The organism is Novosphingobium sp. BL-S-20 (assembly GCF_055521635.1).
Window position 1 is genome coordinate 197,365 of sequence record NZ_CM145494.1, and the last position, 24,636, is coordinate 222,000.

Genomic DNA, 24,636 nt, shown 5'->3' on the forward strand with positions numbered 1-24,636 from the left:
CTTTTGCAATGGCGAAGGCATGGGTTCGCGCAAAATTTGGTGCGTTTGCGCGGTAAAAAAAGGAATTTTGTTATGCGAAGAAGCGCCTCAGTTGCGTGAAATGCGTTTCTGCACGAAAATGGACCCGTTTCAGGCAGCCCCGCTCATGCGCTGGAGCGTGGCCAGGGCGGCGCGCAAAGCCTTCTCCGTTTCGACGGGATCGGGACGGGCCGGAGGATCGAAGGGACGGGGGCCGTTTCCTTCCGAAGCGACATCATCAGTGTCTTCGGCCGGGACTTCGTCGCCGAGCCGCACAAAGTTCTGGCGGGGCGACTGGCGCGACAGGTTCAGCAGCGAGGAGTAGCCCTTGGCCAGGACCGCCTCTTCCTCGTCGTCCTCGGGGGCCTCGTCATAGTCGAAGCGCTCCGAAAGCGTGTCGAACGCTGCATACCGGCCCCGATCCTCGGCTTCGCTTTCCGCTTCGACAGTATCCTCGGCCGTAGCCTGCGGCAGGGCCGACACCGGATTGGTCAGCGCCAGGCTGATGTGGCGGGGCGGGACATAGCCGGGCAAGGCATCGTCGGCTTCGTCATGCCCGAAGGCATCGAAGCCGATGGGGCGCAGGGCGGCCGGGATCGGGGTCGGGATATCCAGTACTGCGACAGGCGCGCCATCATCCCGATCGAGGTCCTGCGTGTCCGGAACCGATCGCAGTGGCGGGTTGAAGGGCGACGCCGACGCGAGGCGGGGCAGAATCGAGTCTGCTGCGCGCTCGGCGGGAAAAGCGATGGTTTCGGCACTCGGCGGCGCGGAATCGACGGTAACGGCCATCTCGTCCGCAATCGACTCATCTTCTGTTTCGGTTGTGGCGGCGCGCAGGCGGCGCTGCCGCTCCATCGCCAGCGCAAGACGTTCCAGCAGTTCGACTTGTGAGAGGTCTTCGAGGTGCGCCCCGGCAATTCGTTCGGCGGCCTGAGCCTGTTCTGCGGAAGTCGCGGCTTCCTCGACGTGGGCCTCGCCCGTGTCCGCAGCAGGGGCGGTGAGCGGCTGGGCGTCCGGGGTTTCGGCCGGTTCGTTCAACTTGCGCGAATAGGCTTCGAACAGACGGTTGCTGAGATTTTCGGGCGCGAGGGTCTCGGGCTTGGCGGCGTCTTCATGCGCAGCGCCCCAGCGGGCCGGGGAGAAGCTGTGCACGTCCTGACGCGGTTCCAGCCACTCGGGGATGCGACCGAAGGGACCTTGCTCGTCTTCGTCGACGGAATCGGCGGTCTGCGCGGCAGGCGCTTCGTCATGCTCAGGCGACCACTCGGCGGAAACGGTTTCGGGCGTTTCGAGGGTGCCCGCGCTGTTTTCTTCGAGATCAGGCTGGCGATAGGCTGCTTCTGCAGCAGGCAGCGGTTCGGCGAGACCGGCGGCCTCAATGCCTTCGAGATCGAGTTCGGAGAGATTGAGAATCGGCGGCTGCATGGCTTCGGGGGCGGCGATTTCCGGCTCTTCCAGCGACGGGGCGTCCTCGGCAAGGAGGGCGCGGCGGCGGCGCGGCAGGGGGGAGGAGGCGCGTTCTTCGACCGGCGCAGCTTCCTGTTCACTGATCGCTTCAGGCACGGCATCGCCGGTTTCGAGACCGGCGAACGGCATGCGGGCCGGGGCTTCCTCGGCAGTCTGGGCGACACGGCGCCCGGCAATGAGGCCGACCAGTCCACCCAGCCCGGTGAGCGCGAGAGCAAAGAGGATGCGGGCCGTGGCGCCGAGCGGCGGCGCGGCCATCGGCAGGACTTTGGCAAGGCCGGTGGCGGAGACGATCCGCTCGATCAGCGCCGGGCTGACCATCAGCGATCCAAGCCCGAACAGCGCCGCGAACCACAAGGCGACGATCGCCGGGAACAGCGGGTGGCGGCTGATCGGTTGGGCCTTTTTGCCCTCTTGCCTGCTCTCTGGTTTCGCCACGTTCATTAACCCCGTTCTGAGTTCCGCAGGATGGTAATTCGCCAGGTCAGGCAGCGGTTTCCAGCCTTTTTCGTGCCGCCAGAGGTGACACCATTTGGTAAACGTCTCGATAATGCCGGGCATTGACCGCCCAGTCGTGCCGTTCCCGTACATGGCGGCGGCCTGCTTCGCGGTAGGCTTCCCACGATGCGCGGGCTTCCAGCAAGTCTGCAAGGGCAGCCGCGCAGGCAGCGGGATCGTCGGGCGCGAAGAGCGTGCCGGTCTGGCCGTGAGTCACGAGTTCGCGGTGGCCGCCGACATCGCTGGCGGCTACGAGCTTGCCCTGTGCCATGGCCTCCAGCGGCTTCAGCGGCGTCACGAGGTCGGTTAACCGGCTCTTCTTGCGCGGATAGGCCATCACGTCGGCCAAGGCATAGTAGCGCTCCACCTCGTGGTGCGGCACGCGGCCGATGAAGCGGATCGCTGCGGCAGCCGGAGAGGCCTGGGCCTGGGCGCGCAGCGCTTCCTCGCGCGGGCCGCCGCCGACCATGAGCAGCCGTGCCTCGGGCTGGCGCTCCAGCAGCAGGGGCATGGCGGCGATCAGGTCGTCGAGGCCTTCGTAATCGTAGAAGCTGCCGATGAAGCCGATGACCGGGTGAGCGATCCCGTCCGTCTCGAAGCCGAGTTCGCGGGCCAGCGCCGGATCGCGCGCGGGCGGCGTGCCGAACAGGTCAAGATCGACGCCGTTGGGCATTTTCGAGAGCTTGCCCGGCGGAACCCCGCGCGCGACGAGGTCTTCGCGCAGTCCGTCGCAGATCGTCACCACGGCATCGGCGCGGGCGACGACGCGGTTTTCCAGCGCGCGCGTCAGCCGGTACTTGAACGAGCCTTCGCTGCCGGTGCCGTTGCCCACTGCCGCGTCTTCCCAGAAGGCACGGATTTCGTAGACGAGCGGAATGCCGTGGCGGCGGGCGACGCGCGCCGCCGCCGCGCCGCAGAGCGAGGGCGAGTGGGCATGGAGCACGTCCGGTCGCCATTCGCGCACCAGCCGGTCGATCGATTCGGCGAAAAGCCCCATCTCGCGCCATTCGCGCAGGCCCACCGGGCCACCGGCGGTTCCCTCGGTGCGATGGAACGTCAGCCCGTCGGCTTCCTCCACCGCGGGGCCTTCCTCCGTGTGGCGTATGCCGGTAATGCCGCGGACTTCGAAGCCCATGGCTTCCTGCGCCTTCAGGATCGCGCGGGTCCGGAAGGTATAGCCGCTGTGTATCGGCAGCGAATGGTCGAGGACGTGGAGAACACGGGTCATGGGGCGGAAGCCTATGTCTGCAAGGCTTAACGCCGCGTCAACCCGGCGCTGGTAGGCCCGGCGCGATGGTCGACATCCTTGCCCTTGCCGTGAGCCACGGACTGCTGGCGCTGGCCGCCTGCCGCCTGCTGCTGCGGTCGGACCTCGATGTCGAGGTGCCGGGCGAAGGCGCTGCGCCCGAACAGAGGCCCCTGAAGCGGAGCGGGCCGGTGCGGCGCGAGATGCGCTGGCCAAGCAAGGACAGCGGCGATGCTTGACCTTGCGCTGACTGGCTTCGTGGCCTGCTTCCTGCTGATCGGCTTTCGGCGCCCGTTCCTCTGGGTGCTGTGCTATCTCTATGTCGATATCGTCAGTCCGCAGATCATTTCCTGGGGCATCCTGTCCCATCTGCCGATCTCGCTCATGGCCTTTGCCGCCGCGTTCCTCGGCTGGCTGGCGCTCGACGACAAACGCGATTCGCGCTTCACCATGCGGCAGGGCATCCTCGCGGCGCTGCTGCTCTATTGCGGCTATACGACCTGGGCGGCGGTCTATCCGGAGGCGGCGGCGGAGAAATGGGCCTGGGTGTGGAAGGCGCTGGTTTTCGCGATCTTCCTGCCCTTCACCCTGCGCACGCGGCTGCGGATCGAGGCGGTGGCGCTGGTCATGGTGCTGGCGGCGAGCGCGCTCATCATCGACGGGGGCCTCAAGACAGCGGGCGGCGGCGGCGGCTACGGGACTTTGCGGATATTCGTGGAGAACAACACCGGCCTCTACGAAGGCTCGATCCTCTCGGCGGTGGCGATCTCGATCATCCCGATCGTGCTCTGGCTGGTGAAGTACGGGACGGTGTTTCCGGCGGACTGGCGGGTCTACCTGTTCGCCGCCGCGCTGATCTTCGCCTGTTCGCTGATCCCGGTGGGGACGCAGGCGCGCACCGGACTCGTATGCCTCGGCGTGCTTTGCCTGTTCTATCTGCGCACCGCGAAGCACAAGGTACTGATTGCCGGGGGCATGGCGCTGGCGGTCGTAGTCGCGGTGCCGTTCCTGCCGCAGGCCTTCCTGGCGCGGATGGGCACGATCGAGAATCACGAGGCCGACCAGTCCGCCAGCACGCGCCTTGGCGTCTGGAAATGGACCTGGGGCTATGTGAAGGAGCACCCGATGGGCGGCGGCTTCGTGGTCAACCAGTCGAGCCGGGTCGAGTACGATACCGTCGTCAAGGTCACCGTGGACGGCAGCACCGAAATCCGGCGTACCCATGTCGTGGAGGAAGGCCGGGCCTTCCATTCCAGTTACTTCGAGATGCTGGGCGAGCAGGGCTTCCCCGGCTTCGGTCTCTGGATACTGCTCCAGTTGACCGGACTGATTCAGATGGAGCAGATTCGCCGCCGCTGGAAGAAGCGCACGGGGCCGGATGAGGCCTGGGTGGCGCCGTTGGCAGTGGCGCTGCAACTGGCGCAAGTGGTCTATCTGATCGGATCGCTGTTCGTGGGCATCGCCTTCCAGCCGTTCATCCTGATGCTGATCGGCCTGCAATGCGGTCTCTGGAGCTATCTCAAGCGAATCGACGTGGCGCAGGTTCGTGCCCCGATTCGGGCAACCCGGCCGGTGGTCGGCTTGGCCTGAGAGGTGGTTAAGGCCAAACTTTTTTAAGGTCTGGAAGCACCGTCCGAGGCGAAATATTCCTAACAGGCGCGGATTCCCTATGGTTTTGAAAAATCACGGGCAATCGTGTTTACGGCAAATTAACCTTTAACCTTCATCCGTCCTATGGTTAATACAAGGAAATATCCGTTTCGGCTGGGGATTTGAGCCGAGACGGGGGGCGAAAGGTAATTTCCGATGCGTGTCCTGCTGATCGAGGATGAACCCACCACTGCGCGGGCCATCGAACTCATGCTGACGGCCGAAGGGTTCAACGTCTACTCCACGGATCTGGGCGAAGAAGGCCTCGATCTCGGCAAACTCTACGATTACGACATCATTCTGCTCGATCTGAACCTGCCCGACATGCACGGGTACGACGTGCTGAAGAAGCTGCGCGTCGCCAAGGTGCAGACGCCGGTGCTGATCCTCTCGGGCATCTCCGAAATGGATTCGAAGGTCCGTTCGTTCGGCTTCGGCGCCGACGACTACGTGACCAAGCCGTTCCACCGCGAAGAGCTGATCGCGCGCATTCATGCCGTCGTCCGCCGCTCGAAGGGCCATTCGCAGTCGGTCATCCGCACCGGCAAGCTGGTGGTGAACCTCGACGCCAAGACCGTTGAGGTCGACAGCGCCCGCGTGCATCTGACCGGCAAGGAATATGCGATGCTGGAGCTGCTCTCGCTGCGCAAGGGCACCACGCTGACCAAGGAAATGTTCCTCAACCACCTTTACGGCGGCATGGACGAACCGGAACTGAAGATCATCGACGTCTTCATCTGCAAGCTGCGCAAGAAGCTGGCCCACGCCTGCGGCGGCGCCAACTACATCGAGACGGTCTGGGGCCGCGGCTATGTGCTGCGTGATCCGGACGAACTGCAGGAAGTCGCGTAACTCTACCCCTTGCGCGTATAAGCAACGTGCATGGAACGGCCTGTCCTTCGGGGCGGGCCGTTTCGTTTTGAGAGCCGGTTTCGTTTGGGCGACGTTGACCTTGCCGGGCAACGGTGTCAGTGCCCCGCGCCATGACGGCTCACAAATCCGGCGATCCGACCACGCTCAACCGCCTCTATGGCCGCGCCAAGGGCAAGCCCTTGCGCACGGGCCAGCAGGCTCTGGTCGACACCCTGCTGCCGCGTATCGCGGTTCCCCTCGAAGGCCCGGTCACGTCCGACCTGCTGTTCGGCGACGATCGTCCGATGCATTTCGAGATCGGCTTCGGCGGCGGCGAACACATGGCCGGGCGGGCCGACATGCTGCCGAACCACGGTTTCATCGGTGCCGAGCCGTTCATCAACGGTGTCGCCCAGGCGCTGACCCATGTGGCGGGCGACAACGGTGCCAGCACCCCGCTCGGCAATGTGCGCATTCATCACGGCGACGCGCTGGAAGTGCTCTCGCGCATTCCCGACGGTTCGCTCTCGTTCCTCTACCTGCTGCACCCGGACCCCTGGCCCAAGGCGCGTCATGCCAAGCGGCGCATGATGAACGACGGCCCGGTCGACATGTTTGCGGCCAAGCTCAAGCCCGGCGGCGAGTTCCGCTTCGGCACCGACCATGCGGTCTATGTCCGCCATGCGCTGATGGTGATGCAGCGCCACACCGACCAGTTCGAGTGGCTTTGCGAGAAGCCGCAGGATTTCCAGGTCCGTCCGGGCGGCTGGCCGGAAACGCGCTACGAGAACAAGGCGCGCACCGTCTACGGGCATGAGGTCTGGTATTTCCGCTATCGGCGGAAGTGACATTGGGGCGGGGCGATTTTCGTCCCGTTTTTTCCGATAGCCCGTCGTCATCCTGAAACAAGTTCAGGATGACGCGGTGAGTGGGGAGAGGCCGGCGCGCGCTCTCGCCGGGAGACATCTCGAACGTCGAAATGCGCGCACCACGAAGCTGCGCGCACGACGAAAAGGGTTTGGGGTGCAGGGGTATTAACCCCTGCATTTCTCCCCTTGTTCTTACCCGGCAATCCCCGCCGCCGCGAGCACGGCCAGGGTCAGCACGTCCGGTGCCAGCGCCGTCATCGGCACGATCTGCACCGGCTTCTCCGCGCCCAGCAGCATCGGCCCGATCGAGGTCGTGCCGCCGATTTCCTTGAGCAGCTTGGCCGAGATATTGGCCGACTGCAGCCCCGGCATGATCAGCACGTTCGCCGGAGCCGACAGGCGGCTGAACGGGTAGAGCTTCATGATCTGCGGGTTCAGCGCCGCGTCGGGAGCCATTTCGCCTTCGTATTCGAAGTCCGGCTGTTCCTCGTCGAGGATGCGGATCGCCTCGCGGGTGGCGTCCAGCCACTTGCCCGAGGGGTTGCCGAAGGTCGAGTAGCTGAGGAAGGCGACGCGCGGTTCGTGGCCCAGGCGGCGGGCGACGGCGGCGGTTTCCTTGGCGATCACCGCGAGCTGCTCGGCACTCGGGCGCTCGTTGATGGTGGTGTCCGCCATGAACACCGTGTGGTTCTTGCCGACCAGCAGGTGGATGCCGAAGGGCAGCTTGCCCTCGGCCGGGTCGAGCACGCGGCGCACTTCCTTGATCGACTGCGCGAAGGGCCGGGTCATGCCGGTGACCATCGCATCGCCGACGCCCAGCTTGAGCAGGCCGGAGGCGAAGATGTTGCGATCGGTATTGACCATGCGCTGCACGTCGCGCTGGAGGAAGCCGCGGCGCTTAAGGCGCTCGTAGAGCATCTCCACCATCGGCGCGACGTGATCGGAAACCATCGAGTTCTCGATATGGTAGCTCTCGGGATCGGCGACGCCGAGTTCGGCCATCTTGTCGAGGATGACCTGGGTGCGGCCGACCAGGATCGGTTCGCCGTAGCCGAAGTCGCGGTACTGGATCGCGGCGCGCAGGACGACTTCGTTGTCCGCCTCGGCGAAGATCATGCGCTTGGGATTGGCGCGGACCTGTTCGTAGACGCGGGTGAGCACCGAAGTGGTCGGGTTGAGGCGGGCCTTGAGCTGGTCGCGGTAGGCTGCGAAGTCCTCGATCGGGCGGGTGGCGACGCCGGAATCCATCGCTGCCTTGGCGACGGCCATCGACACCACTTCCATCAGGCGCGGATCGAACGGCGCCGGAATGATGTAGTCGCGGCCGAACTGCTGCGCTTCGCCATAAGCGGCGGCGACGTCTTCATGGACCTGTTCGCGCGCCAGTTCGGCGATGGCCGTGGCGGCGGCGATCTTCATCTCTTCGTTGATCGCGGTGGCCGAAACGTCCAGCGCGCCGCGGAAGATGAAGGGGAAGCCGAGCACGTTGTTGACCTGGTTCGGATAGTCCGACCGGCCGGTGGCGACGATGGCGTCGGGGCGCACGGCCTTGGCTTCGGGCGGGGTGATTTCCGGGTCCGGGTTGGCCATCGCGAAGATGATCGGCTCGGGCGCCATGGACTTGACCATCTCGGGCGTGATCGCGCCCTTGGCCGAGAGGCCGAGAACGACATCCGCGCCTTCGAGGGCTTCGGCCAGCGTGCGCCTGTCGGTCTTGACCGCGTGGGCCGACTTGAACTGGTCGACGCGCTCGCGGCCCGGATAGATCACGCCGCGCGTGTCGCAGACCAGCACGTTATCGTGGCGCACGCCCATCGACTTGATCAGCGCGGTGCAGGCCAGCGCCGAGGCGCCGGCGCCGTTCACCACGACCTTGATCTCGTCCAGCTTGCGCCCGGTGATGAGGCAGGCGTTGATGAGACCGGCGGCGGCGATGATCGCGGTGCCGTGCTGGTCGTCATGCATGACCGGGATGTTCATCCGCTCGCGCAGGGCCTGCTCGATGATGAAGCACTCGGGTGCCTTGATGTCTTCTAGGTTGATGCCGCCGAAGCTCGGCTCCATCATGGCGATGGCCTCGATCAGTGCGTCGGTGTCTTCGCTGGCGAGTTCGATGTCGATGGAATCGACGTCGGCGAAGCGCTTGAAGAGGACGGCCTTGCCTTCCATCACCGGCTTCGAGGCGAGGGCGCCGAGGTTGCCCATGCCGAGGATCGCGGTGCCGTTCGAGATCACCGCGACGAGGTTGCCCTTGGCGGTATAGTCGTAGGCGGTGGTGGGGTCGTCGGCGATCGCCTGGACCGGAACGGCGACGCCCGGCGAATAGGCAAGCGAGAGGTCGCGTTGCGTCGCCATCGGCTTCGACGCAATAATCTCGATCTTACCGGGGCGCATGGTGCTGTGATAGAACAGAGCTTCACGCTCCGTGAACTGGACTTTGGATTTTTCGGACAAGCGGTTTTCCTCCCGATTTGGGAGAGGACCTAACGAATGTTCTCGCCACGCGATAGGGGAAAGGCGCCTTGCCCGCGCTTCCCAAGAAGGGGCGCGCGGCGCTAACGCTTCGGGCCATGAGCGGACAATCTGACAAGGCGGGCGTGACCCCGATGATGGCCCAGTACCTTGCCTTGCGCGAGGTCGCCGGAGATTGCCTGCTGTTCTACCGGATGGGCGATTTCTTCGAACTGTTCTTCGAGGATGCGAAAACCGCAAGCCAGGTTCTCGATATTGCACTTACCACGCGGGGCGAGCACGGCGGGCAGCCGATCCCGATGTGCGGGGTGCCGGTCCATGCGGCGGAGGGCTATCTCGCCCGCCTGATCAAGGCCGGTTGCCGCGTGGCCATCGCCGAGCAGACCGAAACGCCCGCCGAAGCCAAGAAACGCGGCGGTTCCAAGGCGCTGGTGACGCGCGACATCGTCCGCTTCGTCACCGCCGGAACGCTGACCGAGGAATCGCTGCTGGAGCCGCGCCGCGCCAATGTGCTGGCGGCGGCCTGCGATCTGCGGGGTGTGGTCGGCATTGCCGCCTGCGATATCTCCACCGGGCGCATGGAGCTGGAAGAGTGCCCGCCGGAGCGGCTGGGTGCGGCACTGGCGCGGCTCGGCGCGAGCGAACTGGTCGTGCCGGAAGGCTGGGAACTGGCACCCGACGGCGCGATCCCGCGCTCGGGCCACGAGTTCTCCTCCGATGGCGGGGACGAGCGGCTGAAATTCGTCCACGGTGTGGCGACGCTTGACGGTTTCGGGACTTTCACCCGCGCCATGCTGGCGGCGGCGGGCGGGCTGATCGCCTATCTCGATCATGTCGGACGCGGCAAGTTGCCGCTCCTGCTGCCGCCGGTGGCGCGCGCAGGCGATGCTGCGCTGGCGATGGACGAGGCGACGCGGGCCAGTCTCGAAATCCTCGAATCGTCGCAGGGCGGGCGCAAGGGCAGTCTGGTTGAGGCGATCGACCGCTGCGTCACCGGCGCCGGTGCGCGTCAGCTCGCGGAAGATCTCTCGGCCCCGCTGACCGACCGCCATGCGATTGCCGAGCGGCTGGAACTGGTCGAGTGGCTGCACGACGATCACCTGCTGCGCGAGGACATGCGCGCGGCGCTGCGGGCGCTGCCTGACGTGGGGCGCGCGCTGGGCCGCGTGGTGGCAGGGCGTGGCAGCCCGCGCGATCTCGGCCAGCTTCGCGACGGTCTTTCGGGGGCGCGCCGCATCGGGGACCGGCTGGCGCAGATGGACAGCCTGCCGGTGCTGCTCGACCGGCTGATGCCCGAACTGGGCGGACATTCCGGGCTGGTCGATCATTTCGCGCAGGCGCTGGTGGAAACGCCGCCGACCGAACGCGGGCAGGGCGGCTATATTGCCAGCGGCTACGACGCCGGGCTGGACGAGCTGCGCGTCACGTCGGGCAATGCCCGCCGCGCGATTGCCGCGCTGGAAGCGAAGTACCGTGAGGAAACCGGCGTTGCCGCGCTGAAGATCAAGCACAACAACGTGCTCGGCTACTTCATCGAAGTGCCGCAGCGCCATGCCGACAAGCTGATGGAGCCGGACAGCGGCTTCTCGCATCGCCAGACGATGGCCGGGGCGATGCGCTTCAACGCGCTCGCCCTGCATGAAGAAGCAAGCCGCATCACCGAGGCAGGCGCCCATGCGCTCGCCGCCGAGGAAGCGCATTTCGAGGAACTGGTGACCGAGGCTGTCGCCGCCCGCCATGCTATCGCCCGCACCGCGGCCGCGCTCGCCCGTTTCGACGTGGCCGCCGGGCAGGCCGAGCGCGCGGCCGAAGGCGGCTGGACCCGGCCCGAAGTGGTGGACGGCCTCTCGCTCGATATCGAAGGAGGTCGTCACCCGGTGGTCGAGGCCGCGCTGAAGGTTCAGGGCGAGCGTTTCGTCGCCAACGACTGCCGCCTCGCCAGTCATGACCGGCTCTGGCTGATCGGCGGCCCCAACATGGGCGGTAAGTCGACGTTCCTGCGCCAGAACGCGCTGATCGTGCTGCTGGCGCAGGCGGGCGGTTTTGTCCCCGCCAAGTCGGCGCGGATCGGTATGGTGGACCGCCTGTTCAGCCGCGTCGGCGCCTCGGACAACCTTGCGCGCGGGCGCTCGACCTTCATGGTCGAGATGGTGGAAACCGCCGCTATCCTCGCGCAGGCGACCGAGCGCAGCTTCGTCATCCTCGACGAAGTGGGGCGCGGCACTTCGACTTATGACGGCCTGGCGCTGGCCTGGGCGGTGGCGGAAGCCGTCCACGAGACCAACCGCTGCCGCTGCCTCTTCGCCACGCACTATCACGAGATGGCGCGGCTGGGCGAAACCTGCGAGGCGCTCTCGCTCCACCATGTCCGAGCGCGGGAGTGGAAGGGCGATCTGGTGCTGCTGCACGAACTGGCCGAAGGGCCTGCGGATCGCAGCTACGGACTTGCCGTGGCGCGCCTTGCCGGGGTCCCGCCCAAGGTCATCAGCCGCGCCAAGTCGGTGCTGGAAAAGCTGGAGAAGGGCCGCGCGGAGACGGGCGGTCTCGCCGCGGGGCTGGGCGATCTGCCGCTCTTCGCGGCGGCGCAGGAAGCGCAGGAGGAACAGTGCGATGTCCTGCGCGACAAGCTGCGCGGGATGGACGTCGATGCGCTCAGTCCGCGCGATGCGCTGGAAATCCTCTATGACCTCAAGCGCGAGGCGGGCACGGAGTCTTAACGGGTCCGAGTTAGCCTTGCCGCATGTTCGGGCCGAAAATCAGGAATGTCTTCAGGAGCCGGTGGCATGCGCTGCTCTGGTCGGCTGGCGTGCTGCTGACCGCCTATTGTTCGGTGCCTTCGCCGGATGATGCGGGACGTGACGATGCGGCTCAGGTTGCCGCTAAACCGGCGCACAAGAACCCATGGGCTAAGGATTCGGCGGCGAACTGAAGCCAGTCCGCCAGATTGCGCAAACCTTTCCGTCGCCCCCGCGAAGGCGGGGGCCCCGATGCCTTCGCGCTTCGTCTCAAGAACAAGCGGGGTCCCCGCCTGCGCGGGGACGACGGCGTGTTGGATTGCGGACTCGAATCTGAATCTGAACCGAAATTCGGCCTCTGCCGTCAGCTATCGTCATCCGCGAAATCCGCATCCGCGGCGTTTTCCCGGCCGTAACGGTCTTCGAGATCGTCCATCGTCTCTTCGCCGCGATAGGCCGACATATCGATCACGCCGCTCGAATCCATTTGGTTCATGTGGTCGACGAGATCCTCGATGTCGTCCTCGTCCTCGATGCCGCCCTTGACCTTCTCGCTCTCTTCCAGAGCGAAGCTGCTGGCGGAACGGCCCTGGGCTTCTTCGGCGAAAGTCTGGGCCTGGGTGTCTTCGTCGTCCTGTTCGGAATTGAACGTTTCGGGGGCGCTGTCTTCGCTGCGTTCGCTCATCAGGAATCTCCTTTGCCGGATTAACGGTCCGGAAGAGTGCCCGGTTCCGGACCGGGAAGGAATGATCCGAAGGTAGGGGGTGCGCGCCCCCTATCCCCAACCGTTCAGCGCGTAGGCACAGGCACTTCGCCCGAGTAATCGTAGAAGCCCCGACCCGACTTGCGCCCGTACCAGCCCGCCTCGACGTATTTCTGCAGCAGCGGCGCCGGGCGGTACTTGGGATCGCCGGTGGTCGCCTGGAATACCTTCATGATCTCGTAGAGCGTATCGAGACCCACGAAGTCCGCCAGCGTCAGCGGCCCCATCGGATGGTTGGCGCCGAGCCGCATCCCCGCGTCGATATCCTCCACCGAGGCCAGCCCTTCGCCGAGCACGAAGATCGCCTCGTTGAGCATCGGGCAGAGGATGCGGTTGACCACGAAGCCCGGCGCATCGCCGGCAAGCACCACGGTCTTGCCCAGCGCCTCGCCGAAAGCCTTCATGCGGGCGGTCGTTTCTTCGGAAGTCGCGAGGCCGGGGATCACTTCGACAAGGCCCATTACCGGCACCGGGTTGAAGAAATGCAGCCCGCAGAAGCGCGCCGGGTCGGGCGATGCGGCAGCCATGCGGGTGATCGGGATCGAGCTGGTGTTCGAGGCGAGAATGGCATTGGCGCCCAGCACTTCGCCCACGGCGGAGAAGATCTTGAGCTTGATATCCTCGCGCTCGGTGGCGGCCTCGATGATGAGGTCGCAGTCGCCCATGCCGGAATAGTCGCCCGCGGTGGAGATGCGGGGCAGCAGGGCGTCGACCTCGGCTTGGGCGATCTTTTCCTTGGCCACCAGCCGGGCGAGGCCCTTGGCGATGCCCGCTTTGCCCCTCTCGGCATTTTCGATCGAGATATCGGACAGGATCACCTCCATGCCCTTGCTCGCCACGGTCTGGGCGATGCCCGAACCCATGATTCCCGCGCCGATGATTCCGACTTTGCGCACTGCCAAACTCCCTCTGATGATCCCGTTGTGCCGGAGCGATTATCACTGGCCTTCGGGGAAGGAACCTAGCGATAAATCTAACGATTCTGGCCGGGCACCCAAAGCACGTCGTCGGCGCCGTTCGCATTCACCGCCCGGGCGAGGACGAAGAGGTAGTCGCTGAGCCGGTTGAGATAGCCCAGCGCGGCCGGATTGGCAGGCACCTCGGCGGCCATGGCAACGGCGGCGCGTTCTGCCTTGCGGGCAGAGGCGCGGGCCACGTGGACACGGGCGGCGGCTTCGCTGCCGCCGGGCAGGATGAAGCTCCTGAGCGGCTGGAGATGGGCATTGATCGCGTCGATCTCGCCTTCCAGCCACGTCACTTGCGAGGGGACGATGCGCAGGGTCATCTCGCCGGGCGTGAAATCGTCTCCGGGGGTGGCAAGGTCCGCGCCGAGGTCGAACAGGTCGTTCTGGATGCGGGTGAGCACGGCGGCGTGCGGCGTTTCGGTGAGCGCGCAGACGGCGAGGCCGATGGCGCAGCTGGTCTCGTCCACCGCGCCGATCGCTTCCATGCGCGCGGCGTATTTGGGCAGGCGGGAGCCATCGACGAGGCCCGTGGTGCCGTCGTCACCCGTGCGAGTGTAGATCTTGTTGAGCTTTACCAAGGTTTCAGCGCGCCCCAGTTTTTATCGTGCCATCGCCAGCAGGATGGCGCAGACGATCACCGCCGCCGCCTGATACTTGATGCGGTTGAACATCATCTTGTTCTGGAGAAGCTGGTTGGCGGTCGGCTCGGTCGAGGCCGGATCGCGGTTCAGGTCTTCCTTCGCGCCCTGCATGAAGGCCACGATGCCGCGCACGAGGCTGACGACGACCAGGATCATCAGGATTATGATGATCGGAATGAGAAGCGTGCTCATGCCAAGAGGTCTACGCCCGACGAAAGCGAAATGCCAGCGGGGAAGCGGGCCTGCCGGAGCGCCTCGACGATGGCCTTGCCGTCCTCGCCCGCCCGTCGCCGGTCGCCGAGCGAAGGCGATCCGCGCCGCTTGGCCAGCTTGCGCCCGTCAGGCTCGACCAGCAGCGGGTGATGGTGCCAGACCGGCACCGGCAGGCCGAGCAGGGCTTGCAGCAGGCGGTGGACATGGCTGGCGGGAAACAGGTCCATGCCGCGGGTGACGAGGGTGATCCCGTCCGCCGCGTCGTCGAGCGTCGCGGCGAGGTGGTAGCTGGCGGGCAGGTCCTTTCTGAGCAGCACCACGTCGCCGAAAATCTCCGGGGCGGCGCGCTGCGGCCCGGCGCGTTCGTCGGTCCATGCGAGCGGGCCGGTCAGATCGAGTGCTCGGGTTACGTCGAGCCGCCATGCGGCGCCTTCCGGATCGACTTCTCGGTGGCGGCAGGTGCCGGGATAAACCGGGCCGTCTGGTCCCATCTGCGTGGCGGCGGCAGCGATTTCGGCGCGGGTGCAGCGGCAGGGGTAGAGGAGGCCCACGGCCTTCAGGCGTTCGCCCGCTTCGGCGTAGCTTGCGAGGCGTCGCGATTGGAACCGGGTTTCGCCGTCCCAAGAGAGGCCCAGCCATGCGAGGTCTAGGAAGAACTCCTCGACGAATTCGGCGCGGCTGCGCTCGCCGTCGATATCCTCGATCCGCAGCAGGAATTCGCCGCCCCGCGCGCGGGCCAGATCGTGCGCGACCACGGCCGCATAGGCATGGCCGAGGTGGAGCGGGCCGTTGGGGCTGGGGGCGAAACGGGTGCGGATCATCGGCTTATGCTCCTAGCCCCAGGGAGGCTGGCGGCAAGTGGCATAAGGCTGTGGATAAGGCTTGCGTAAAATTGGGAGAAGCTGTCGAGGAATTGTGGGCTGGCTGTGGAATCGTTGTGGTCAACCTGTGGATTGTTGTATGGCGCCAGCCCGATCCCGGCTTGACGCCGACTCGCGTAGATGCTGCAAAGAACACATGCACTGCCATGAAACCGCAATCAGGGCCTGCGACAGGAGGCCATGCTCAAGTCGGAGCTGATCGAGCGCGCGGCCCGGTTCCGCAGCGCGGAGGATGACCCCTCCCGAAGTCTTTCCGACTGTCCTGCTCTAGTGCTCAATGCGGATTACACGCCGCTTTCCTACTACCCCCTCAGCCTCTGGCCCTGGCAGACCGCGGTAAAGGCGATCTGCCTCGAAAGGGTGGACATCATTTCCAGCTACGACCGGGTGGTCCATTCGCCCAGCTGGTCGATGCAGATCCCCTCGGTGATTGCGCTCAGGCAATATGTCCGGCCTTCCGAATTCCCCGCCTTCACCCGCTTCAACCTCTTCCTGCGCGACCGGTTCAGCTGCCAGTACTGCGGCTCTCCCCATCAGCTGACGTTCGACCACGTCGTTCCGCGCCGCCTCGGCGGCAGGACCAGTTGGGAAAACATCCTCACCGCCTGCGCCCCCTGCAACCTCAAGAAGGGCGGTCGCACCCCCAAGCAGGCGAACATGCCGCCGCTGGTGGCGCCGATCCGTCCGACCAGCTGGCAACTCCAGGAACGCGGCCGCGCCTTCCCGCCGAACTACCTCCACGAAACCTGGCGCGACTGGCTCTACTGGGACATCGAACTGGAAGCCTGATCGGGCGCGCGCTTCCTTGACGTATAGAGACCACGTCATCCTGAACTCGTTTCAGGATCCATCCCTCAATTGGCGCCGGAAGCGTGGTATGGCGAACCGCACTGTCGGTTTGCCGATCGGACGACCGAGCGTTCGGCCAGATGGACCCTGAAACGAGTTCAGGGTGACGGTGGAGGTGAGGTTAGGACAAACCCGGAGCCCATCCGGTTCCGTCCGCGATGGCAATTTGCCGCCCGCGAGGTTAGAGAACGCGCGAGGGCGCCGCGTAAGCGGCCTTGCGGACGTCATCCGGCATTAACGAGACAGTCTCCAAGGGGAGGTCATGAGCAGACAATTCTTCGGTACCGACGGCATTCGCGGCCGCACCAACCAGGGCGCGATGACCGCCGCCATCGCCATGAAAGTCGGCCAGGCGGCCGGCACCCGCTTCCTGCGCGGCACCCACCGCCACCGCGTGGTGATCGGCAAGGACACCCGCCTGTCGGGCTACATGCTGGAAAACGCCATGGTCGCGGGTTTCACCAGCGTCGGCATGGACGTGGTGCTGCTCGGCCCGATGCCGACCCCGGCGGTCGCGCTGCTGACCCGCGAACTGCGCGCCGACGTCGGTGTGATGATCTCGGCCAGCCACAACCCCTATGAGGACAACGGCATCAAGCTGTTCGGCCCCGACGGCTTCAAGCTCTCCGACGAGGACGAGATGGCGATCGAGGCCATGCTGGCGCAGGACATCCCGCTCGCCGCCTCCGAAGACATCGGCCGCGCCCGCCGCATCGACGACGCGGGCGGACGCTACATCCACGCCGTCAAGCGCTCGCTGCCCGAGGCCGTGCGCCTCGACGGCCTCAAGATCGCGCTCGATTGCGCCAACGGCGCCGCCTATCAGGTCGCACCTTCCGCCTTGTGGGAACTCGGCGCCGAGATCGTCGCCGTGGGCGTTTCGCCCAATGGCCGCAACATCAACGCCAAGTGCGGCTCCACCCATGTCGAGCTGCTACAGGAAACCGTGGTCTCCTCCGGCGCCGATATCGGCATTGCCCTCGACGGTGATGCCGACCGCCTGATCGTCGTGGACGAGAAGGGCAAGACCGTGGACGGCGACCAGATCATGGCGCTGATCGGCACCCAGCTTGCCGCGCGCGGCGCCCTGCGCGGCGGCGGCGTGGTGGCCACGGTCATGTCGAACCTCGGCCTCGAACGCTATCTGCAAGGGCAGGGTCTGACTCTCGAACGGACCAAAGTGGGCGACCGCCACGTCCTCGAACGCATGCGCGCGGGCGGCTTCAACGTCGGCGGCGAGCAGTCGGGCCACATGATCCTGCTCGACCACGCGACGACCGGAGACGGCACCGTGGCTGCGCTGCAGGTGCTGGCCGCGCTCGTCCAGTCGGGCAAGCGGGCGAGCGAACTGCTCCACCTCTTCGATCCAGTGCCGCAACTGCTGCGCAACGTGCGCTTCTCGGGCGGAAAGCCGCTGGAGGCGGCAGGCGTCAAGGCCGCCATCGCCGATGCCGAAGCCGCGCTCAACGGCAGCGGACGCCTCGTCATCCGCGCCTCGGGCACCGAGCCGCTGATCCGCGTGATGGCGGAAGGCGACGATGCCGGGCAGGTGGAGGCCGCCGTGGCCTCGATCTGCGCCGCCGTGGAACAGGCTGCTGTCTAATGGCCCTCGAAATGCGCCCCGACTGCGAACGCTGCGGCACCGACCTTCCCGCCGATGCCCCCGGTGCGTTCATCTGCAGTTTCGAATGCACCTACTGCGCGGAATGCGCGGACGATCTCGATGAGCTTTGCCCCAATTGCGGCGGCGAACTGCTCGACCGGCCGACGCGGGCGAAGCGGCACTTCGATTCCGCGCCGCCTTCGAAGGAGCGCAGGTTCAAGGGGTAGAAAAGGAAAAGCAGGGGAGCATAGCCCCCCTGCACCCCCATTACCGTCTAGGTTACGCGGGCCAACGCCGTTGCGCGCTCATGGTTGCGTCGGGAGACTAATGGCTGCGCCGCAGGGAGTGCACTGCGGACAGGTAGTGCGCGAGGTCGACATTCCGAGGGTCTGGGGGATCATCCCCCAGGACTTCCCCTTTTCTCTTCTCTCGACACCGCCCCCACCAACCGGCAAGGGAGCGCCATGATCACACCGCCCCGCATCCTCTCCATCGCCGGTTCCGACAGCTCGGGCGGCGCCGGTATTCAGGCCGATATCAAGACCATCGTGATGCTGGGCGGCTATGCCATGACCGCGATCACCGCGATCACCGCGCAGAACACTTGCGGCGTGACGGACGTGGTGGCGCTCTCGCCGGAGATGGTGGCGGCGCAGATCGACGCCTGCGTCGGCGATATCGGCGTGGACGCGGTGAAGATCGGCATGCTCGGCAGTCCGGAGATCGCCCATGTCGTGGCGGACCGGCTGAGCGGGCTGGACGTGCCGGTGGTATTCGATCCGGTGATGATCTCCACCAGCGGCTCGGTTCTCGCCGATGCGGCGACGGTCGAGGCGTTCGAGCGGTTGATGGCCGTCGCTACATTGACGACGCCGAACGTGCCGGAACTGGCGGCGCTGGGCGGGGACGCGGCGATGGCGGCGCGGGGCGTGGCCTATATCGCCAAGGGCGGCGATGCCGAGGGGCCGATCGTAGAGGACAGGTTGCTGCGTCCGGGCGAACTGCCGCTGTCGTGGACGGCCCCGCGCATCGAGACGCGTCACACGCATGGCACCGGGTGCACGTTCTCCAGCGCCATTGCGACCTTCATGGGGCAGGGCGCCGGGCTGGAAGCGGCGATCGTCGGTGCGCGCGACTATGTGCGGGCGGCCCTACTCAATGCGCCGGGCTTTGGCGCGGGGCATGGCCCGTTGGGGCACCACGTCCGGGGGTAGAGGGGTCAAACCTCACCCAAAACACACGTCATCCTGAACTCGTTTCAGGATCCATCGTGCCGCCGAGACCATCGGCCTGATCGGCGGAATGGATCCTGAAACAAGTTCAGGATGACGGTGGAGGAAGCAGGCGGTCTTGCGCCCGCTCCCCAAAACCCTCAGCAGCAGTCCAGATCGTAGAACTTCTGCACCACGTTCCAGCCTTCCTCGGCGGTTTCGCACCAGTGGAACAGCTTGAGGTCGGCGGCGTTGATCACGCCTTCCTCGGCCAGTGCCTCGAAGTTCACGACGCGTTCCCAGAATTCCTTGCCGTAGAGCAGGATCGGCAGGGGCTTCATCTTGCCGGTCTGGATCAGCGTGAGCAGTTCGAAGAACTCGTCGAAGGTGCCGAAGCCGCCGGGGAACACCGCCACGGCGCGGGCGCGCAGCAGGAAGTGCATCTTGCGCAGCGCGAAATAGTGGAACTGGAACGAGAGGCGCGGCGTCACGTAGGGGTTGGGCGCCTGCTCGTGGGGGAGGACGATGTTGAGGCCCAGCGATTCCGCGCCCACTTCGCGCGCGCCTCGGTTGGCCGCTTCCATGATCGAGGGACCGCCGCCCGAGCAGACCACGAACTGGCGCATGCCCTTTTCCACCACCGAGCACTGGCTGGCGAGGCGGGCGAGCTTGCGGGCTTCCTCGTAGTACTTAGCCTTGGCGACAAGGCGTTCGGCGACCTTCTTTTCCTGATCCGTCTTGGCGCGGGCGAGCACTTCGTCGCACTGGTCGGGCGAGGGGATGCGGGCGGAGCCGTACATCACCATGGTCGAGCCGATATTGGCTTCTTCCAGCAGCATCTCGGTCTTGAGCAGTTCGAGCTGGAAGCGGACCGGGCGCAGTTCGTCGCGCAGCAGGAATTCGGTGTCCTGGAAGGCGAGGCGGTAGGCCGGGTTCTGGGTCTGGATGGTGCCTTCCTGCGCATCGGCGAAGGTGGCTTCCTGCTCCGCCTTGTAGAAGCGGCGGTTGGTGACTTTCTTGTCTTCTTGTTCGGTCATCTGCATTCCATGGCCGCTGAAAGGCGCGGCGTCGAGAGCTAAGGATTTAAGACTCCGTTTGAAAATCCGCCAGAGGCGGATTTTGGCGGCACCGGCCCTTTCCCCCACCCGACCTCCCATCAGGATACACTTGTGGGAGGTCGGGTGGGGGAGAGGGCCGGTGCCGCCACGAAAATGCCCAAGTGGGCATTTTCCAAGCAAACTCTAAGTGCCTTACGGTTGCATGCAAGTACGGCCTTCGCCTAGCCTTTCTTTCATGTCGAAACAGATACTGACGCGGCGTTCCGTTCTGGCGGGTGTCGGCACCGCCATGGCGGTGAGCCTGCTGCCCGCGATTCCGGCTCTTTCCGCCCCTGTGCCGAAGCTGGTGAAACCGCCGCGCCTGCGCGAAGGCGATGTGCTGGGCCTTGTTGCTCCGGCGCGCTTCGTGGGGGACCGGTTCGGGCTGGACTCTATCATGGCGACGGTCCGGGCCATGGGGCTGGAGCCGAAACCGGCGGCGCACCTGCTCGACCGCGAGGGCTACATGGCCGGTTCGGATAAGGTGCGGGCGGGCGATCTCATGGCGATGTTTGGCGATTCGAACGTGCGCGGAATCATGTCAGTGGCGGGCGGCTGGGGCTGTGCGCGGCTGCTGCCGCTGCTCGATTTCGATCGGATCGCGGCGAATCCCAAGCTCTTCGTGGGGTTCAGCGACAATACCGCGCTCCACCTAGCTTTCGCGGCGCGAACCGGAGTGGCGAGCATCCACGGCCCGAACGCCTCGGCTTCGTGGCCGCCTGCGGCCTGGGATTCGTTTCACGCGCTGGCCTTCGAGGGCGCGACGCCAACCTGGCGGGTGCCCGAAGGGGCGGGCGCAAATCTCGCCGGGCGCGGCAAGGACTTGCGCACTTTCCGGGGCGGGAAGGCGCGGGGGAGGCTCTTGGGCGGCAATCTCAGCGTGCTCTCGGGGCTGGTCGGGACCCCCTATCTGCCGGACTTCACCGGGGCCGTGCTGTTCATCGAGGACACCAACGAATCCGAGTACCGGATCGACCGCATGCTCACCCAGCTGGCGCTGGCGGGCGTGTTCGACAAAGTGGCGGGGGTCGTCTTCGGCCAGTGCACCGGCTGCCGCAATCCCGATGGCGGCTATTCGAACTTCACGATCTATGAAGTGCTCGACCGCCAGTTCTCCACGCTCAAGGTGCCTGCCTTCCAGGGCCTGCAGATCGGCCATATCGCCGCGCAGCTGAGCGTGCCCGTAGGCCTGCCGGTGGAGATCGACGCTGATGCCGGCACCATGCGCCTGCTGGAACCGGCGGTAAGCTGACCTTGAGCCACGGGGAAGCGGCTGTTATCGCGGGAGGACTATGGCGAACTGTGACCTGTGCGTCGTTCGGAACCGGGCGATCTGTTCATCCCTCGATGCGAAAGAGCTGGAGGCGCTCAACGCGATCGGGCGCACCCGCACGATCCAGCCCGGCGAATCGCTGATCTGGGAGGGTGAGGATTCGGTCCTCGTCGCCAATGTGATCGACGGCGTGCTCAAGCTATCGACCAATACCGAGGACGGGCGCGAGCAGATCGTCGGCGTGGTCTATCCGTCGGACTTTATCGGGCGGCCCTTCGGCGGCACCACCGGCCACGGTGCCACCGCGCTGACCGAGGCCACGGTCTGCGTCTTCTCCCGCCGCGATTTCGACGCCTTTGCGCGCGAACATCCGGCGCTGGAGCACAAGCTGCTGGAGCGCACGCTGGCCGAACTCGACCGCACGCGCCGCTGGATGCTGCTGCTGGGCCGCAAGTCGGCTTCGGAGAAGCTGGCCAGCTTCCTGCTCGAAATGGAGGAGCGGCTCCAGCCGCCGGGCTGTGCATGGAATTTCGAGGATGCTGGCCCGCGCCGCATCACCCTGCCGTTTTCGCGCCAGCAGATCGCCGATGTGCTGGGCCTGACCATCGAGACGGTCAGCCGCCAGTTCACCCGGCTCAAGAACGACCGCGTGATCGACCTGCCCTCGCGGCGGGACGTGACGATCCTCGATCACCCGGCGCTGGTCGCTGAGGCGGGCTGAGAGGGATTACCTCAAACACCCGTTCCAAAAACACTTCGTCGCCCCCGCGCAGGCGGGGGCCCCGCTTGTTCTTGCGGCCTGGCGCGAGGATGCAGAAGAAAGCGGGGTCCCCGCCTACGCGGGGACGACGGGTTTTGGTGTGTCAGGGATGCTGTCTCAGGTGCCCGTCAGAAGCGGTAGGACACACCCGCGCTCAGCACCCAGGGATCGAGATCGTGGCGGGTCTTCAGCGCCAGATCGCCATCCTCGTAGAACGAGGCAGTCGGTTTCACCCAGTACTTCTTGGCATCGAGCGAGAGGCCGAGGCCCTTGTCGTTGATGGCGATGTCCACACCGCCCTGAAGCGCGAAGCCCAGCTTGTTCGACATTTTCACTTTGTCCACGCCGAGCGCGCGGGCGGTCTCGCCGGGCTTCTCGTCGAACACGAAGAACCAGGCAGGACCGGCGCCGACATAGGGCTTGAACGGCGTGCCAATATCGAGATGCGCCTTGGCCGTCACCGTGGCGGGCAGGATCAGCACGTGATCGACAAGGCCCGCACCCGCGATGTCGCCGGTCCCGTTCACATGGTGCTGGGTAAAGCAGCAGATCGTCTCGACCGAGAAAGCCTTGGTGAAGAAGTATTCCACCGCCAGCGTCGGCACCACGTTATCGTTCGCCTTGGTGCCCACCGTGTCGAGCGTCGCCAGGGTACCGCCCAGCGTGGTGTCGGTGTCGATCGACTTGATCTTGTCGATCTTGCCGTCGGGCAGCACCGCGGTGCCGAGGACCTTGACCTGCCACTTGCCATCCGAGCTTCCGGCCATGGCCGGGGCGGCGAGAGCGGTGGCGGCACTGGCAACCAGAGCGGTGGCCGCGAGCATGGTCATCTTGCGCATGTTCGGTCTTTCCTGCGCCGCCGGGGCCGCACCGTGCGGGTCCCCCCTCTTGAGCGGCAGCAGCGCCGCTTTGGTCCCAAGGCGGCGCCAAGGAATTGATCGCGCGCAAAAATCGGCGAATCTCTGCGGTTTTTCGTCAGTTGATCGCCATTTGATCCGGCGCAATGACGCCGCGTGGACAATGCGTGATTCCTGCCAGCCATGTGGACCTATCATCCCGATCTGCTCGCGGTGCCCGTGCCCCGCTACACCAGCTTTCCCACGGCGGTGGAGTTCGACGAGACCGTCGGCGCCCCGGCTTTCATCGAGGCGCTGGAGCAGGCGAGCGGTGATGTCTCTCTCTATGTGCACATCCCGTTCTGCGAGAAGATCTGCTGGTACTGCGGCTGCAACACCGGCGTCGCCAACCGCACGAGCCGGGTTTCCGGCTATCTCGACGCGCTCCACCGCGAGATCGGCCTCGTCGCCGAGCGCCTGCCGCGCGGGAGCAGGGTCACGCGGATCGCATTCGGCGGCGGCAGTCCGAACGGCATTCCGGCGGTCGACTTCGTGCGGCTGGTCGATGCGCTGGCGCTGCAGTTTCCCGCCTCCAGCCCGGTGCTCTCGATCGAACTCGACCCGCGCACGATGGGCAGCGATTGGGCGGCGGTGATCGGCGCGGTGGGGATCACCCGCGCCAGCCTCGGCGTCCAGACTTTCGCGCCCTCGCTCCAGCAGGCGATCGGCCGCGTCCAGCCCGCCCGGATGATCGAGGAAACGACGGCGATGCTGCGCGGGGCAGGCGTCGATTCGCTGAACTTCGACCTGATGTACGGCCTGCCCGGACAGACGATGGCCGATCTCGACGATTCGCTGGCGCGCACGGTCGCGCTGGGGGCGGACCGCATCGCGCTGTTCGGCTATGCCCACGTCCCCCATCTGATCCCGCGCCAGCGCAAGATCGATGCCCATGCCCTGCCCGATGCCGCCGAGCGATTCGCGATGGCGGCGCATGGTCATGCCCTGTTGGTCGATGCGGGCTATGTGCCGATCGGCTTCGATCACTTCGCCCGGCCCGGCGATGCCCTGGCGCAGGCCACGCTGTCGGGCCGCCTGCGCCGCAATTTCCAGGGCTTCACCGAGGATGCGGCGCCGGTGCTGCTGGGGCTGGGTGCCTCCTCGATCAGCGGCTTTCCCGATCTGCTCGTCCAGAACGAGAAGAACACCGGCCGCTACCGCATGATGCTTTCGCAGGACTGGCTGACGGCCAATCGCGGCATCCGGCGCCAGCCCGAGGACCGGCGGCGCGGCGCGGTGATCGAGGCGCTGCTGTGCCGGGGCAGGGCGCGAATCGCGCCCGACCTGCAATACGAGGCCTGGCCGCTGCTGCTGCCCTATTTCGATGCGGGCCTGTGCTACAGTGACGGCGAGGATCTGGTGATCCTCCCCGGTGGCCTGCCTTACGCGCGCTCGATCGCGGCGCGCTTCGATCCCTATCGCAAGGATTCGCTGCGGCGCTTCAGTTCGGCAGTGTGAGGGGTGCGATTTTCAAGCCATTCCCTTGATCGCGATCAATGCCGGGTCTCGCTCCGGCTGCGATGAGGGGGGCGTCGGTTCTGCACCGCCAAGGCGAACCTTGCGGGCGGTGTAGCCGCTTCTCCCAAACTTCGGGCGGCCCTGACGGGTCGCCCATTTTTCTTTGCGCCCTGCTTTCGGGCTGTCGATTCGCGCAAGGCGATGACGGGAATCCCT

Annotated in this window: 22 protein-coding genes; 12 read left to right on the forward strand and 10 right to left on the reverse strand. The window is 65.9% G+C overall.

Annotated features, from left to right (window positions below; translation table 11 throughout):
• Positions 1–129: 129 nt before the first annotated feature.
• A complete protein-coding gene (locus tag ACZ1II_RS08620; protein ID WP_465146052.1) occupies positions 130–1,926 on the reverse strand; it encodes a hypothetical protein in 1,797 nt (598 codons plus the stop codon).
• A gap of 46 nt (positions 1,927–1,972) precedes the next feature.
• Positions 1,973–3,214 carry a TIGR04063 family PEP-CTERM/XrtA system glycosyltransferase gene (locus ACZ1II_RS08625; RefSeq protein ID WP_465146053.1) on the reverse strand — a complete coding sequence of 414 codons (1,242 nt, stop codon included), beginning with the start codon at positions 3,212–3,214 and terminating at the stop codon, positions 1,973–1,975.
• A gap of 65 nt (positions 3,215–3,279) precedes the next feature.
• On the opposite strand from ACZ1II_RS08625, the gene ACZ1II_RS08630 reads away from it, so the two are divergent.
• The 4 genes from ACZ1II_RS08630 to trmB all read left to right on the forward strand — a co-directional run bounded on the left by ACZ1II_RS08630 (position 3,280) and on the right by trmB (position 6,582).
• Entirely contained in the window at positions 3,280–3,471 is a 192-nt protein-coding gene (locus tag ACZ1II_RS08630; RefSeq protein WP_465146054.1) for a hypothetical protein, read from the forward strand.
• Positions 3,464–4,822, forward strand: a complete 1,359-nt coding sequence (locus ACZ1II_RS08635; protein ID WP_465146055.1) for a putative O-glycosylation ligase, exosortase A system-associated — start codon at positions 3,464–3,466, stop codon at positions 4,820–4,822. Before ACZ1II_RS08630 ends, ACZ1II_RS08635 begins: the two co-directional genes overlap by 8 nt.
• Positions 4,823–5,038: 216 nt before the next feature.
• A complete protein-coding gene (ctrA, locus tag ACZ1II_RS08640; RefSeq protein WP_021233000.1) occupies positions 5,039–5,734 on the forward strand; it encodes a response regulator transcription factor CtrA in 696 nt (231 codons plus the stop codon).
• Between the two features lie 131 nt (positions 5,735–5,865).
• The gene (gene trmB / locus ACZ1II_RS08645) at positions 5,866–6,582 is read left to right on the forward strand and encodes a tRNA (guanine(46)-N(7))-methyltransferase TrmB (protein ID WP_465146056.1); all 717 of its coding nucleotides are present in this window, start codon (positions 5,866–5,868) and stop codon (positions 6,580–6,582) included.
• A gap of 213 nt (positions 6,583–6,795) precedes the next feature.
• Here the strand turns inward: trmB and ACZ1II_RS08650 are convergent, their stop codons facing one another.
• The gene (locus ACZ1II_RS08650; RefSeq protein WP_465146057.1) at positions 6,796–9,057 is read right to left on the reverse strand and encodes an NADP-dependent malic enzyme; all 2,262 of its coding nucleotides are present in this window, start codon (positions 9,055–9,057) and stop codon (positions 6,796–6,798) included.
• 116 nt (positions 9,058–9,173) lie between these two features.
• Here ACZ1II_RS08650 and mutS point away from each other — a divergent pair, with 116 nt between their 5' ends.
• Positions 9,174–11,792 (forward strand): DNA mismatch repair protein MutS, encoded by a 2,619-nt coding sequence (gene mutS, locus ACZ1II_RS08655; RefSeq protein ID WP_465146058.1) that lies wholly within the window; start codon positions 9,174–9,176, stop codon positions 11,790–11,792.
• 382 nt (positions 11,793–12,174) lie between these two features.
• Here mutS and ACZ1II_RS08660 read toward each other — a convergent pair whose 3' ends face one another.
• The 5 genes from ACZ1II_RS08660 to gluQRS all read right to left on the reverse strand — a co-directional run bounded on the left by ACZ1II_RS08660 (position 12,175) and on the right by gluQRS (position 15,213).
• Entirely contained in the window at positions 12,175–12,495 is a 321-nt protein-coding gene (locus ACZ1II_RS08660; RefSeq protein WP_465146059.1) for a hypothetical protein, read from the reverse strand.
• 104 nt (positions 12,496–12,599) lie between these two features.
• Positions 12,600–13,469, reverse strand: a complete 870-nt coding sequence (locus tag ACZ1II_RS08665) for a 3-hydroxyacyl-CoA dehydrogenase family protein (protein WP_465146060.1) — start codon at positions 13,467–13,469, stop codon at positions 12,600–12,602.
• Between the two features lie 77 nt (positions 13,470–13,546).
• The gene (locus ACZ1II_RS08670) at positions 13,547–14,116 is read right to left on the reverse strand and encodes a cob(I)yrinic acid a,c-diamide adenosyltransferase (RefSeq protein WP_465146061.1); all 570 of its coding nucleotides are present in this window, start codon (positions 14,114–14,116) and stop codon (positions 13,547–13,549) included.
• Positions 14,117–14,137: 21 nt separating this feature from the next.
• Positions 14,138–14,371 (reverse strand): HIG1 domain-containing protein, encoded by a 234-nt coding sequence (locus tag ACZ1II_RS08675; RefSeq protein ID WP_147216325.1) that lies wholly within the window; start codon positions 14,369–14,371, stop codon positions 14,138–14,140.
• Entirely contained in the window at positions 14,368–15,213 is an 846-nt protein-coding gene (gene gluQRS, locus ACZ1II_RS08680; protein ID WP_465146062.1) for a tRNA glutamyl-Q(34) synthetase GluQRS, read from the reverse strand. The genes ACZ1II_RS08675 and gluQRS overlap by 4 nt, the downstream gene beginning before the upstream one ends.
• A 240-nt stretch (positions 15,214–15,453) precedes the next feature.
• Between gluQRS and ACZ1II_RS08685 the strand changes: the two genes are divergently transcribed.
• From ACZ1II_RS08685 to thiD, 4 genes are all read left to right on the forward strand, one after another.
• Positions 15,454–16,062 carry an HNH endonuclease gene (locus tag ACZ1II_RS08685; protein ID WP_021232991.1) on the forward strand — a complete coding sequence of 203 codons (609 nt, stop codon included), beginning with the start codon at positions 15,454–15,456 and terminating at the stop codon, positions 16,060–16,062.
• A gap of 322 nt (positions 16,063–16,384) precedes the next feature.
• Complete coding sequence (glmM, locus tag ACZ1II_RS08690) at positions 16,385–17,725, forward strand: phosphoglucosamine mutase (protein WP_465146063.1); 1,341 nt, start codon at positions 16,385–16,387, stop codon at positions 17,723–17,725.
• Positions 17,725–17,952 (forward strand): DUF1272 domain-containing protein, encoded by a 228-nt coding sequence (locus tag ACZ1II_RS08695; RefSeq protein ID WP_086492625.1) that lies wholly within the window; start codon positions 17,725–17,727, stop codon positions 17,950–17,952. Before glmM ends, ACZ1II_RS08695 begins: the two co-directional genes overlap by 1 nt.
• A gap of 237 nt (positions 17,953–18,189) precedes the next feature.
• Positions 18,190–18,939: a bifunctional hydroxymethylpyrimidine kinase/phosphomethylpyrimidine kinase gene (gene thiD, locus ACZ1II_RS08700; protein WP_465146064.1), complete on the forward strand. Its 750-nt coding sequence runs from the start codon at positions 18,190–18,192 to the stop codon at positions 18,937–18,939.
• A gap of 158 nt (positions 18,940–19,097) precedes the next feature.
• Here thiD and ACZ1II_RS08705 read toward each other — a convergent pair whose 3' ends face one another.
• The gene (locus ACZ1II_RS08705; protein WP_465146065.1) at positions 19,098–19,973 is read right to left on the reverse strand and encodes an LOG family protein; all 876 of its coding nucleotides are present in this window, start codon (positions 19,971–19,973) and stop codon (positions 19,098–19,100) included.
• A 256-nt stretch (positions 19,974–20,229) separates the two neighbouring features.
• Between ACZ1II_RS08705 and ACZ1II_RS08710 the strand changes: the two genes are divergently transcribed.
• Complete coding sequence (locus ACZ1II_RS08710) at positions 20,230–21,285, forward strand: S66 peptidase family protein (RefSeq protein ID WP_465146066.1); 1,056 nt, start codon at positions 20,230–20,232, stop codon at positions 21,283–21,285.
• 40 nt (positions 21,286–21,325) lie between these two features.
• Complete coding sequence (locus ACZ1II_RS08715; RefSeq protein ID WP_465146067.1) at positions 21,326–22,027, forward strand: Crp/Fnr family transcriptional regulator; 702 nt, start codon at positions 21,326–21,328, stop codon at positions 22,025–22,027.
• A 167-nt stretch (positions 22,028–22,194) separates the two neighbouring features.
• Here ACZ1II_RS08715 and ACZ1II_RS08720 read toward each other — a convergent pair whose 3' ends face one another.
• Positions 22,195–22,905: an OmpW/AlkL family protein gene (locus tag ACZ1II_RS08720; protein WP_465146068.1), complete on the reverse strand. Its 711-nt coding sequence runs from the start codon at positions 22,903–22,905 to the stop codon at positions 22,195–22,197.
• Positions 22,906–23,106: 201 nt separating this feature from the next.
• Here ACZ1II_RS08720 and hemN point away from each other — a divergent pair, with 201 nt between their 5' ends.
• Positions 23,107–24,420 (forward strand): oxygen-independent coproporphyrinogen III oxidase, encoded by a 1,314-nt coding sequence (gene hemN, locus ACZ1II_RS08725; protein WP_465146069.1) that lies wholly within the window; start codon positions 23,107–23,109, stop codon positions 24,418–24,420.
• Positions 24,421–24,636: the final 216 nt, after the last annotated feature.